This is a genomic window from Pedococcus bigeumensis (assembly GCF_039531795.1).
Lineage (GTDB): Bacteria > Actinomycetota > Actinomycetes > Actinomycetales > Dermatophilaceae > Pedococcus > Pedococcus bigeumensis.
Window position 1 is genome coordinate 583,170 of record NZ_BAAAQS010000005.1, and the last position, 11,678, is coordinate 594,847.

Below are 11,678 nucleotides of genomic sequence, written 5' to 3' on the forward strand. Positions count from 1 at the left end.
GGGGCGGTCAGCGCAGGAGGAGCTTGGCGAGCAGGCGGTGCCACCACTCCTCGACCGCGTCCGGGCTCCAGCCGCGTTCGCGCACCGCGATGTCGTAGGCCTCGAGCGAGACCACCAGCGCGTAGGTGTCGAGGGCGGTCTGGACATCCACGCCCTCGGCCCACGCCTGGGCCGGCCACGACGCGAAGAGCCGATGCCGCTGGGCCTCGCCCCGCCCGCGGCCTTCGTCGTAGGCCGCAGCGAGGTCGGGCTCCTGGCGCCGGGCCTCCGCGAGGACCCGGAGGACGTCGCCACCACGCTCGAACAGGCGTCGGTCGAACCCCACGAAGGCCCTCAGCTGCGCGACGGGGTCGCCCTCGAACGAGCCCAGCTCTGCGATCACCCGCGCGACGTCGGCGCTCTCCTCGGCGGCATCGATCAGCGACGCCGCGAGACCTGCCTTGCTGCCGTAGACGTGGTAGACGGTCGCCTCCGAGACGCCGGCGCCGCTGGCCACCGAACGCACGCTGGTGCCGGACCAGCCCTTCTCCAGGAAGCGCTCTCGGGCCGAGCGGGCGATGAGCAGGCGGGTGCGCTCAGCCTGCTGCTCGCGCAGCTCCGAGCGGTAGGTGCGGGAACTCGTCACGGAAACCACTGTACAGGTTGACTGAGCAGGTCTATATTCACTGAGCACTGCTTTAATGAATAAGCAGACACTCAACGAAAGGACCGTCATCATGACCGCCACCGCCACGACAGGGGCAACCACCGCAGCACCCACCACCGCCACCGTTCACCCGACCGAGAGCACGACCGACGGCACCTCCGCCGACCGCGTCGCAGCGGTGGTCCTGACCCGGCTCGAGGACGCCTGGAACGCCGCCGACGGTGCCGCCTTCGGCGCGGCCTACCGCCCCGACGCATCGTTCGTCACCGTCCAGGGGCTGCACATCGAGGGCGCCGAGGCGATCGGGGCCGGCCACGCCGGGATCTTCGCCACGATCTATGCCGGGAGCGTCAACGCCATGCAGCTCGTCTCCGCCCGCGAGCTCGCCGACGGCGTGGTCCTCGCGGTCTCGCGCCACACGCTCCAGGTCCCGGCCGGCCCGCTCGCCGGCACCCACCAGGCGATGTCCACCAGCGTCCTGGTCCGCGACCTCGACGGCTGGCGCGTCGCGGCCACCCACAACACCCTGATCGGGGCTGACATGTCGACCGTGACCACCGCCCCGGCCACCCCCTCCGCGGCCACCCCCTCCGCGCCGGCCCGTTGATCAGCCTGACCCACGACGTCGGCGCGGCCGGGTTGTTCCCCCTCCAAGCGGGACTAACCCTGTGGCTGGTCGGGGCGGCGGTGCTCACCGCCCGCGGGCGCCTGACGACCTTCCGGACGACCGCCCGGTAGTCCGCCCCCACCGCCGGCCATGCACTGCCTCGCGCGCCGAGGCAGTGCATGGCCGCGCGAGACCCGGGACGAGCGCGGGGACGCGAGGGGCGGGGCGGTCGGTCGGGGTCCTAGGCTCGCGTCATGGCCAGTCACCGCGTCCTGTTCATCGGCGGCACCGGCGTGATCAGCTCGGCGTGCGTCGCCGAGTCGGTCGCGAAGGGCTGGGAGGTCACGATCCTCAACCGTGGCACCAGCACGACGCACCCCGCCCACCCCGACGCCGAGGCCCTGACCGCCGACGTGCGCGACGCAGCGGCCGTCAGCCGGGCGGTCGGCGCCCGCGAGTTCGACGTGGTGGTCGACTTCCTGTCCTTCACGCCCGACCAGGTGCAGCAGCAGCTCGACCAGTTCGCCCGCCGCACCGGGCAGTACGTCTTCATCAGCTCGGCCTCGGCCTACCAGACCCCGCCGTCCCGCCTGCCGGTCACCGAGTCGACGCCCCTGCGGAACCCGTTCTGGCAGTACTCCCGCGACAAGATCGCCTGCGAGGACCTGCTCGTCCGGGCCTACCGGGACGACGAGCTGCCCATGACGGTCGTGCGCCCCTCGCACACCTACGACCACACCCTGCCGCCCTTCGAGGGCCGCTGGACCACGATCGAGCGGATGCGGCAGGGCAAGGAGGTGCTCGTGCACGGCGACGGCACCTCGCTGTGGACGATCACGCACCACACCGACTTCGCCCGCGCCTTCGTCGGGCTGCTGGGGCGCCGAGAGGCGATCGGCGAGGCGTTCCACATCACCGGCGACGAGGCCCCGAGCTGGAACCGGATCTACGCCGACATCGCCGAGGCCGCCGGCGTCGAGCCCCGGCTGGTGCACGTGCCGTCAGACGCGGTCGCCGCCGCCGACGAGGAGTTCGGGGCGAGCCTCCTGGGCGACAAGGCGCACACGATGGTCTTCGACAACAGCAAGATCAGGTCGCTGGTCCCGGGCTGGCACGCCACCGTGCCGTTCCGCCAGGGCGCGCAGGAGATCGTCGACTGGCACGACGCGGACCCGGCCCGACGCACGGTCGACGCCGAGCTCGACGCGCTCTACGACCGGCTGGTCGCGGCCCACCGGGTGTGACCTCCGGCCGGTCCTGCGCGCGCCGTTTGTGCTGGTCACAGTGATGTCGGCTAGGTTCGCCGCCGTGGACTGGGACGAGCTGCGCATCCGGGTCGGCACCGCCCCGGGCGACGTGGCGATGGGCGCCCCTGCCGTGACCGTGGCTGTCCTCGCGGCCGTGCTCGTGGTCGCGGTGCCCCCGGTCTGGCAGGTGCTGCGACTGGCCGTGACCCTGGTCCACGAGCTCGGGCACGCCCTCGTGGGCCTCGCCGTCGGACGCCGCTTCACCGGGTTCGTGCTGCGCGGCGACATGTCCGGCCACGCGGTCACCGTCGGCCCGGCCCGTGGCTTCGGCCGGGTCATCTCGACGTGGGCGGGCTACCCGGCGCCGGCGGTCGTCGGAGCCGCCATCGTCTGGGCTGCGGGTCGAGGCTGGGCGGCGCCGGTCCTCACCCTCGTGATCCTGATCTGCCTGCTGGCCCTGGTCCGGGTGCGGTCGCTGCTCACCGCGGTGGTCATGCTCGTGGCGATGGGGGCGACCGCTGCACTGTGGTGGTGGCGCGACGACGCCCTCCAGGCCCAGGTCCTCGTGGCGACCGGCATCGTGCTCCTCATCGGGGGCTGGCGGCACCTCGGCGCAGTCATGTCGTCACGCACCCGCGGGAGCGACCCGGACGTCCTCGCGTCGCTCACGCACGTGCCCCGGGGGATCTGGGTCGCCTCCTTCGTCCTGGTCTGCGCCGCGGCCACGGTCCTGGCTGCCATCGACGTCGCGGCCGCCTGGGGCTGACCGGGCCGGCTACGCCTCCTGGGCGGCGAGGAAGTCGTCGATCTCCGCCGCGGTGGGCGCGGTCGCGGGTCCCCGCCTCGTCACCTTGATCGCACCGGCCGCGTTGGCCCGACGGGCCGCCGTCGCCCAGTCGGCACCCCCAGCACGGCACGCGACCAGCACGCCCGTGTGGGTGTCGCCCGCCCCGTTGGTGTCCACCGCCTCCTGGGGGAAGCCCGGCAGGTAGGTCGGCGCCCCGTCGACCACGGACCGACCTGCGCCGGCTTCCAGCACCCAGCAGCCCCGGGGGCCGTCGCGCACGACGGCGACCGCACCCGCCGGCAGCCGCGCCGCCACGGCCACGGTCGCGGCGGCCGGGTCGGACCGGCCGGTCAGCTGGGCGGCCTCGTGGGCGTTGCTGGTCCACACCGTGGTGCGGCCCAGGACCTGCTCCCGCAGCTCGTCGGTGAGGTCGGCGAAGGCCGCGCCGGGGTCGAGGACCACGACCACCCTGCGGTCCAGCGCGTCGAGCCAGGCCAGCAGCGGGTCGCGGGTCAGCCCGACGAGCGAGAAGCCGCTGACACAGACGAGGTCACCGTCCACCGGAGCCGCGGTCGCCAGCGACTCGACGGTGACCCGCCGCTCGGCCCCCTGGGTGGTGACGAAGGTGCGCTCGGCGCTGGTCTCCACCATCACGAAACAGATCCCGGTGTCGAGGTCCGGCACCGGCGGGCTGCTCACCACCACGCCCTCCGCAGCCAGGGCAGCCCGCACCAGGTCGCCGTTCGCCCCGGTCCCGACGGCCCCGGCGAGGACCGCGTCCGCCCCCGACCGCGCCGCCGCGACGAGGATGTTCACGGCGCCGCCGGCATACCGCGCGTAGGACTGCGCGACGGCGTTGCCCCCACGCGCGGGCAGCGCGTCGACCTCCACCACCTCGTCGACCAGCGCCTGCGCGGTGTGGATGACTCGGGGTCCGTGCCGCCGCCCCTCGTGCATGGTCATGCTGACGGAGTATGCCGCGTGCTCTCCGCCCACGCTGCCCACGCGCCGCCCAGGAGGGCGTGGAATGCTGCGAGACATGGCCACCCCTCCCCAGACCACCCTGCTCATCCTCGGCGCGGGAGGTGACCTCACCCACCGGCTGCTCCTGCCGGGGCTGGCGAGCCTGCTCGCGGTCGAGCCGGAGCGGTCGGTCCGCGTCGTGGGGGCCGACCGGGTCGACCTCTCGAGCGCCGCCTGGAAGGCCCGCGTCAAGGACTCGTTCGCCTCGGTCAAGCCGCCGGCAGGGAGCCCGTCCATGACCAAGGTGACCGCGGCGGTGACCCGGCACACGGCATACGTCCAGACCGACGTGCTCGACGAAGCCGCCCTGCGCGCGCTGGTCGAGGACTGCGGCGACGGGCCGCTCGTGATCTTCTTCGCCCTGCCGCCCCAGGTGAGCATGAAGGTCTGCCGCCTGCTCCGGCACGTCGACCTGCCGGACACGACGCGGCTCGCGCTCGAGAAGCCGTTCGGCACCGACCACGCGTCGGCGGTGGCGTTCAACACCTTGCTGCACAAAGTGGTGCCGGAGGAGGACATCTTCCGGATCGACCACTTCCTTGGCGTGGCCACGGTGTTCAACCTCGTCGGGCTCCGTTTCGCCAACCGGATGCTCGCCCCGATCTGGAGCGCCGAGCACATCGAGCGGGTGGAGATCGTCTACGACGAGGACCTCGCCCTCGAGGGGCGCGCGGGCTACTACGACGGCGCGGGGGCCCTCAAGGACATGCTGCAGAGCCACCTGCTCCAGGTGCTCGCACTGTTCGCGATGGAGTCGATCGCCACCCTCGACGCCCGCGAGCTGCAGGACCAGAAGGCGCAGGTGCTGCGAGCGACCAGGATCTGGGGTGGCTCACCCAAGCGGTCGTCGCGGCGGGCGCGCTACACCGCGGGCACGATCGGTCGCCGCAAGGTGCCCGACTACGCCAAGGAGGAGGGCGTCGACCCGAAGCGGCACACCGAGACACTCGCTCAGGTCACGCTCGAGGTGGACAACAGCCGGTGGGCCGGTGTGCCCTTCGTCGTGCGCAGCGGCAAGGCCCTCGGCACCCCGCGCAAGCAGATCGTCGCCCACTTCCGGGACGTGCCCCACCTGCCGACCGGCTTCGTCGGCGCCTCGGACGGCGACCGGCTCACCATCGACCTCAAGCCCGGAGCCGTCTCCCTCTCCCTGACCATGAACGCCGAGGGCGACCCCGTCGACCTCGAGCAGAAGACGCTGTCCGCGACCCTGGCCGCTCCCCGCATGCAGCCCTACGGTGAGGTGCTGGCGCAGATCCTCGACGGCAACCAGCTGCTCACCGTGCGCGGCGATGCCGCCGAGGACTGCTGGCGGGTGATGGAGCCGGTCATCAAGGCGTGGTCCGACGGCCGGGTCCCGTTGGAGACGTATGCCGCCGGGTCCGACGGTCCGGACGGGTGGCTCACGCGGTGACCGCCACGGGTCAGACCCGGGTGCGCACCGTGTAGAGCTCGGGGAAGAAGGTCAGGTCGAGGGCCCGGCGCAGGAAGTCGACACCGGACGACCCGCCGGTCCCCTTCTTGTGGCCGATGGTGCGGGTGACGACCTGCAGGTGGCGGAACCGCCACTGCTGGAAGTTGTCCTCGAGGTCGACGAGCTCCTCGCAGGTCTCGTAGACGCCCCAGTGCTCGGTCGGGCTGGCGTACACGGCCGCGAAGGTGTCGACCAGCTCGTCGCTCTCGCGGTAGGGCTGGGTGACGTCACGCTCGAGCAGCGCGGCCGGGATCGCGTAGCCGCGACGGGACAGGTAGCGCAGGAACTCGTCGTAGAGGCTCGGCTCCTCGAGCAGCTCCGCGAGCATGGCGCGCGCAGCCTCGTCGTGGTCGAAGACCTTGACCATGTCGGCGTTCTTGTTGCCGAGCAGGAACTCCACGGCGCGGTACTGCCAGGACTGGAACCCCGAGCTGGTCGCGAGGAAGGGGCGGATCTCGGCGTACTCACTCGGGGTGAGGGTCGCCAGCACCGACCACTGGTCGGTGAGGACCTCCTGGATCCGCTTGACCCGCGCCAGCCGCTTGAGCGCGGGGGCGAGCTCGTCGGTGGTGAGCAGCGCGCGCGCGGACCGCAGCTCGTGCAGCATCAGCTTGAGCCAGAGCTCGGAGGTCTGGTGCTGGATGATGAACAGCAGCTCGTCGTGCTGCGCGGGCTGGCTGCGCGGGTGCTGTGCCGACAGCAGCCGGTCCAGCCCCAGGTAGTCGCCGTAGGACATCGCCGCGGTGAAGTCCCGCTGCACACCCTCTTCGATCTCACGCACCGCACGCGCGTCGTCACCACTCATGGCGCCCACCCTAGGGCCGGGTGGCTGCCTCAGTTGAAGGCGACCGGGTCCGGGCCGGTGCGCTCCGAGCGGTCCAGGGGCGCAAAGGCGGCGAGGTCCTCGTCGTCGAGCTCGAAGCCGAAGACGTCGAAGTTCTCGGCGATCCGGCTCGGGGTGACGGACTTGGGGATGACCACGTTGCCGAGCTGCAGGTGCCAGCGCAGGATCGCCTGCGCCGGCGTCACGCCGTGCTTCTGCGCGATGTCCCGGACCACGGGGTCGCCGAGGACGGAGCCGCCGGACGCGAGCGGGCTCCAGGCCTCGGTGAGGATCCCGTTCGCCGCGTGGAACTCCCGCAGCGCCGCCTGCTGGAGGTAGGGGTGCAGCTCCACCTGGTTGATGGCGGGGAGCTCGCCGGTCTCGTCGGCGAGCCGCTGCAGGTGGTCGATCTCGAAGTTGCAGACCCCGACGGCACGGACGCGGCCGTCCTCACGGAGCTTGAGCAACGCCTTCCACGTGTCGACGTAGTTGTCCTGCTCGGGCGTGGGCCAGTGGATGAGGTAGAGGTCGAGGACGTCGAGCCGGAGACGGCGCAGCGATGCGTCGAAGGCCGCGAGCGTCGAGTCGAACCCGTGGTCGTCGTTCCACACCTTGGTGGTGACGAACAGGTCGTCGCGCGACAGCTCGCTCGCCTCGATGGCCCGCCCGACGCCCTCCTCGTTGCCGTAGAGACGCGCCGTGTCGATGCTGCGGTAGCCGACCTCGAGGGCGGTCGCGATGGCGGCCTCGACCTCGGCGTCGGGCACCTGCCACACCCCGAACCCGAGCTGGGGGATGTCGATCGTGCCGCTGCCGGTGGAGAGCTGGAGGTTCGGGACTGAGGTCATGGAACCGACTGTATGCCGCGCCTGCAACCGTTTCCTGGCGGGTCACCCGTCAGGACGGACACCGGCCCGGCGGCCGGGCGCAATGTCAGCGAGGCCACACCGGGTGGGTGGGGGTGACGGCACGGAAACGGGCTAGGCTCCGGCGCATGGCGCCCATCTCCGAGACGACGACGAAGCCGATCTCCAAGGTCCTCATTGCCAACCGGGGCGAGATCGCCGTCCGCATCGCGCGCGCGTGCGCGGACAGCGGCATCGGCTCCGTTGCCGTGTATGCCGATCCGGACCGCCACGCCTTGCACGTCAAGGTCGCCGACGAGGCCTTCGCGCTCGGCGGCTCGACCCCCGGTGACTCCTACCTCGTGCAGGAGAAGCTGCTCGAGGTCGCCCGCAGGTCCGGGGCCGACGCGGTCCACCCCGGCTACGGCTTCCTCGCCGAGAACGCCTCGTTCGCGCAGGCCGTCCTCGACGCCGGCCTGGTCTGGATCGGCCCCTCCCCGCAGGCCATCGACTCCCTCGGCGACAAGGTCAAGGCCCGCCACATCGCCGCGCGCGCCAACGCCCCCCTGGTGCCCGGGACCGCCGACCCGGTGGCCGACGCCGACGAGGTCGTGACGTTCGCGAAGGAGCACGGGCTGCCGGTGGCCATCAAGGCGGCCTTCGGTGGCGGCGGGCGCGGCCTCAAGGTCGCGCGCACCATCGAGGAGATCCCCGAGCTGTTCGACTCCGCGACCCGCGAGGCGGTCGCCGCGTTCGGTCGCGGTGAGTGCTTCGTCGAGCGCTACCTCGACCAGCCACGGCACGTCGAGACCCAGTGCCTGGCCGACACCCACGGCAACGTCGTCGTCGTGTCGACCCGTGACTGCTCGCTCCAGCGGCGTCACCAGAAGCTCGTCGAGGAGGCGCCTGCGCCGTTCCTGTCCGACGAGCAGAACGCCGAGCTCCGCCGCGCCTCCAAGGCCATCCTCACCGAAGCCGGCTACACCGGCGCCGGCACCTGCGAGTTCCTCGTCGGCCAGGACGGCACGATCTCCTTCCTCGAGGTCAACACCCGCCTCCAGGTCGAGCACCCCGTGACCGAGGAGGTCACGGGCATCGACCTGGTCCGCGAGCAGTTCCGCATCGCGGGCGGCGAGGCCCTCGGCTACGACGACCCGGCCCCCGTCGGCCACTCCTTCGAGTTCCGGATCAACGGCGAGGACGCCGGCCGCGGCTTCCTGCCCGCCCCGGGTGTCGTCACCGTGTTCGAGCCGCCGTCCGGCCCGGGTGTGCGCCTCGACTCCGGTGTCGTCGCGGGCGACGTCATCGGTGGGGCGTTCGACTCGATGCTGGCCAAGCTGATCGTCACCGGGCACGACCGCCACCAGGCGCTCGAGCGGTCCCGGCGCGCCCTGGCCGAGTTCGTCGTCGACGGCATGCCGACCGTCCTGCCGTTCCACCGAGCCGTCGTGTCCGACCCGGCCTTCGCCCCCGAGGGCGACAAGCCGTTCACGGTGCACACCCGTTGGATCGAGACCGAGTTCGACAACCAGATCCCGCCCTACTCCGGCGTGGTCGCGCAGGCCCCCGAGGAGTCCGGCGAGCGCCAGAGCGTGGTCGTCGAGGTCGGCGGCAAGCGCCTCGAGGTCGTGCTGCCCGGCGGGCTCTCCCTCGGCGGGGGCTCCAGTGCCGCGAAGAAGAAGGCGCCACGGCGCTCCGGCGCGTCCAAGGCCGGCGCCGCCACCTCGGGCGACTCGCTCACCGCACCCATGCAGGGCACCATCGTCAAGATCGCCGTCGAGGAGGGTTACCGGGTCGCCGCCGGCGAGCTGGTCGTCGTGCTCGAGGCGATGAAGATGGAGCAGCCCATCACCGCCCACAAGGCGGGCACCATCACCGGCCTGGTCGCCAAGGTCGGACAGACCGTGACCAACGGCGCCGTGATCGCCGAGATCAAGGACTGACCCCACCCACGCACGACAGCGGCGCCGTCTCCCAGCCGGGAGACGGCGCCGTCGTCGTGTGCCATGAGCGTCCGTGTCGTGCCGTGAGCGTCCCTCAGCAGCGGCGCGGCCGAGCGAGTGCCGGGCCCGCTCAGCGACCGAACGGAGGAAGCTCCTTGGTGCCCTCCTCGCCGGACTCCGCGTCAGGGCGCAGGGAAGGATCGAGCGGCCCGCCCGGCTGGCCGGGCTGCTGGGGCTCACCCGGCGTGAGCGGGCCGTCGGACGACCCCGGCTGCGGGTCGCCGGTGGACGGCGAGGGGTTGGGAGCCGGCGTGGTGGGGGCAGGCTCGTCCCAGCTCGGCCGGTCGGGGGCCGGTTCGGAGGGCACGGGGTCGCCGGGCGCCGGGACCGGCTCCGGCGCCGGGGTGGGCTCGGGTGCGGGAGCCGGGGTGGGCTCGGGTGCGGGAGCCGGCGCGGGCTCTGGTGCGGGAGCCGGCGCGGGCTCTGGTGCGGGGGCCGGCGCAGGCTCGGGCTGGCTGTCAGGAAGGCCGAGCTGCTCCCGCAGCGTGTCAGCCCCCTTGTCGATCTGGTCCGAGTACTTGCCCCCCGTCTTCGTGTCGATGACGTCCTCGACCTTGTCGATGGCCGAGTCCGCCTGCTGCGGGTTGCCCTTGACGTAGTCCTTCACCTTGTCGAGCCAGGAGCCAGCCATGGTTTCGCCTTTCCTCGGGAACGCTTCAAGAACGTCGGAGCGTGCACGCGACGCAGCGCGTGCAGCGTGACCCTACCCACCAACCGGGGGGAAACGCGTCCGCAGCAGCTCAGTCACGCTGGTGGAGCTGGCGGGCGGCCTCGGCCACCGACCCGGAGAGCGACGGGTAGACGGTGAAGGTCCCGGCGAGCTGGTCGACCGTCAGGCCGTGCTGCACCGCCAGCGTGACCGGGTAGATCAGCTCGGAGGCGCGGGGCGCCACGACGACCCCACCGACGACGGTGCCACCCCCCTTGCGGGCGAACAGCTTCACGAACCCGTCGGTGATGCCCTGCATCTTGGCGCGGGGGTTGGTCGACAACGGCAACATGACCGAGGTGGCGTCGACCCTGCCCTCGTCGAGGTCCTTCTGGGAGAAGCCGACCGTCGCGATCTCGGGGTCGGTGAAGATGTTGGCCGAGACGGCGCGCAGGTTGAGCGGCGCGACCGCGTCACCGAGCGAGTGCGCCATCGCGATCCGCCCTTGCATGGCGGCCACGGACGCGAGGGGGAGGACCCCGGTGCAGTCGCCCGCGGCATACACCCCGCGCACCGAGGTGCGCGACACCTTGTCGACGACGATGTGGCCGGACTCGCTCACGGCCACCCCGATGTCCTCGAGGCCGATGGACGAGGTCTGCGGGACCGAGCCGACGGCGAGGAGGGCGTGGCTGCCCTCGACCTCACGACCGTCCTCGAGCCGCACCACGACACCGGACCCGGTGCGGGACACCGAGGCCATCCGTGAGCGCCCGAGCACGTCCATGCCGCGCTTGCGGAAGACGTCCTCGATGACCGTGGCCGCGTCGGCGTCCTCGCCGGGGAGCACCCGGTCACGCGACGACACCAGCGTCACGCGCGAGCCGAGACCGAGGTAGGCCTGGGCCAGCTCGGCACCGGTGACCCCCGAGCCGACGACGACGAGGTGCTCGGGGAGCTGGTCGAGGGAGTAGATCTGCTGCCAGGTGAGGATGCGCTCGCCGTCGGGCTGCGCGGTCGGCACCACCCTGGGGGTGGCGCCGGTGGCGATCAGGACGACGTCGGCGAGGAGCGTCTGGGTGGTGCCGTCGTCGAGGGTCGCCTCGACCCGCCCCGGCTCGAGCAGCCGACCGGTGCCGGGCAGGACCTGCACGCCATCCGCCGCGAGCCGGGCGCCGATGTCGCGCGACTGGGCCGCGGCGAGCGCGAGGATGCGACGGTTGACGGCGGTCAGCTCGGCGACGGAGTCGGAGACCTCGTCGCCCTCGTGGTCCTCGAGGTGCACGCCGAGGTCGGACGCGGTCTCGAACTGGCTCATGAAGTCGGCCGTCGAGATCAGCGTCTTGGAGGGCACGCAGTCGGTCAGCACCGCCGCCCCACCGACGCCGTCACGGTCGACCACGGTCACGCTGGCACCCAGGTGGGCGGCCACCAGCGCGGCCTCGTAGCCACCGGGGCCGCCGCCGAGGATCACCACTGAGGACTGGGTCGCATTCACGCGACCATCCAACCACCCCGAGGTCGACCCCCGGTCGCCACGTGTTATTCGCCTTCCCGCCACGCGCCGTGGGCCT

General features: G+C 72.3%; 11 protein-coding genes. 5 read left to right on the top strand and 6 right to left on the bottom strand.

Translation table 11 applies throughout. The annotated features are described in order from the left end of the window. Window positions 1–7: 7 nt before the first annotated feature. Window positions 8–625 carry a TetR/AcrR family transcriptional regulator gene (locus tag ABD262_RS18395; RefSeq protein ID WP_344139315.1) on the bottom strand — a complete coding sequence of 206 codons (618 nt, stop codon included), beginning with the start codon at window positions 623–625 and terminating at the stop codon, window positions 8–10. Between the two features lie 91 nt (window positions 626–716). Between ABD262_RS18395 and ABD262_RS18400 the strand changes: the two genes are divergently transcribed. The 3 genes from ABD262_RS18400 to ABD262_RS18410 all read left to right on the top strand — a co-directional run bounded on the left by ABD262_RS18400 (window position 717) and on the right by ABD262_RS18410 (window position 3,266). Continuing rightward, the gene (locus ABD262_RS18400) at window positions 717–1,253 is read left to right on the top strand and encodes an SgcJ/EcaC family oxidoreductase (protein ID WP_344139317.1); all 537 of its coding nucleotides are present in this window, start codon (window positions 717–719) and stop codon (window positions 1,251–1,253) included. 254 nt (window positions 1,254–1,507) lie between these two features. Continuing rightward, window positions 1,508–2,497 (top strand): SDR family oxidoreductase, encoded by a 990-nt coding sequence (locus tag ABD262_RS18405; protein ID WP_344139319.1) that lies wholly within the window; start codon window positions 1,508–1,510, stop codon window positions 2,495–2,497. A 64-nt stretch (window positions 2,498–2,561) separates the two neighbouring features. Further along, the gene (locus tag ABD262_RS18410; protein ID WP_344139321.1) at window positions 2,562–3,266 is read left to right on the top strand and encodes a M50 family metallopeptidase; all 705 of its coding nucleotides are present in this window, start codon (window positions 2,562–2,564) and stop codon (window positions 3,264–3,266) included. Between the two features lie 9 nt (window positions 3,267–3,275). Here the strand turns inward: ABD262_RS18410 and ABD262_RS18415 are convergent, their stop codons facing one another. Then, on the bottom strand, window positions 3,276–4,250 hold the full coding sequence (locus ABD262_RS18415; RefSeq protein ID WP_425564900.1) for a PfkB family carbohydrate kinase: 975 nt from the start codon (window positions 4,248–4,250) through the stop codon (window positions 3,276–3,278). 76 nt (window positions 4,251–4,326) lie between these two features. Between ABD262_RS18415 and ABD262_RS18420 the strand changes: the two genes are divergently transcribed. Beyond that, window positions 4,327–5,724, top strand: a complete 1,398-nt coding sequence (locus tag ABD262_RS18420) for a glucose-6-phosphate dehydrogenase (RefSeq protein ID WP_344139323.1) — start codon at window positions 4,327–4,329, stop codon at window positions 5,722–5,724. A 10-nt stretch (window positions 5,725–5,734) separates the two neighbouring features. Here ABD262_RS18420 and kynA read toward each other — a convergent pair whose 3' ends face one another. Together kynA and ABD262_RS18430 are read right to left on the bottom strand one after the other, a co-directional pair. Continuing rightward, a complete protein-coding gene (gene kynA / locus ABD262_RS18425; RefSeq protein WP_344139326.1) occupies window positions 5,735–6,589 on the bottom strand; it encodes a tryptophan 2,3-dioxygenase in 855 nt (284 codons plus the stop codon). Between the two features lie 29 nt (window positions 6,590–6,618). Continuing rightward, window positions 6,619–7,455 carry an aldo/keto reductase gene (locus ABD262_RS18430; protein WP_344139329.1) on the bottom strand — a complete coding sequence of 279 codons (837 nt, stop codon included), beginning with the start codon at window positions 7,453–7,455 and terminating at the stop codon, window positions 6,619–6,621. A gap of 146 nt (window positions 7,456–7,601) precedes the next feature. Between ABD262_RS18430 and ABD262_RS18435 the strand changes: the two genes are divergently transcribed. Beyond that, window positions 7,602–9,395, top strand: coding sequence for an acetyl/propionyl/methylcrotonyl-CoA carboxylase subunit alpha (locus ABD262_RS18435; protein ID WP_344139332.1), 1,794 nt, complete (start codon window positions 7,602–7,604; stop codon window positions 9,393–9,395). Window positions 9,396–9,525: 130 nt separating this feature from the next. On the opposite strand, the gene ABD262_RS18440 is transcribed toward ABD262_RS18435, so the two are convergent. Continuing rightward, complete coding sequence (locus tag ABD262_RS18440; protein WP_344139335.1) at window positions 9,526–10,086, bottom strand: antitoxin; 561 nt, start codon at window positions 10,084–10,086, stop codon at window positions 9,526–9,528. 109 nt (window positions 10,087–10,195) lie between these two features. Then, window positions 10,196–11,602: an NAD(P)H-quinone dehydrogenase gene (locus ABD262_RS18445; RefSeq protein WP_425564901.1), complete on the bottom strand. Its 1,407-nt coding sequence runs from the start codon at window positions 11,600–11,602 to the stop codon at window positions 10,196–10,198. Window positions 11,603–11,678 lie beyond the last annotated feature (76 nt).

Excerpts from the sequence above, each read along its gene's own strand:
- ABD262_RS18405 (WP_344139319.1), top strand. The coding sequence starts at position 1,508 with ATGGCCAGTCACCGCGTCCTGTTCATCGGCGGCACCGGCGTGATCAGC.
- ABD262_RS18430 (WP_344139329.1), bottom strand. The coding sequence starts at position 7,455 with ATGACCTCAGTCCCGAACCTCCAGCTCTCCACCGGCAGCGGCACGATC.
- ABD262_RS18440 (WP_344139335.1), bottom strand. The coding sequence starts at position 10,086 with ATGGCTGGCTCCTGGCTCGACAAGGTGAAGGACTACGTCAAGGGCAAC.
- ABD262_RS18420 (WP_344139323.1), top strand. The coding sequence starts at position 4,327 with ATGGCCACCCCTCCCCAGACCACCCTGCTCATCCTCGGCGCGGGAGGT.
- kynA (WP_344139326.1), bottom strand. The coding sequence starts at position 6,589 with ATGAGTGGTGACGACGCGCGTGCGGTGCGTGAGATCGAAGAGGGTGTG.
- ABD262_RS18435 (WP_344139332.1), top strand. The coding sequence starts at position 7,602 with ATGGCGCCCATCTCCGAGACGACGACGAAGCCGATCTCCAAGGTCCTC.
- ABD262_RS18415 (WP_425564900.1), bottom strand. The coding sequence starts at position 4,250 with ATGACCATGCACGAGGGGCGGCGGCACGGACCCCGAGTCATCCACACC.
- ABD262_RS18400 (WP_344139317.1), top strand. The coding sequence starts at position 717 with ATGACCGCCACCGCCACGACAGGGGCAACCACCGCAGCACCCACCACC.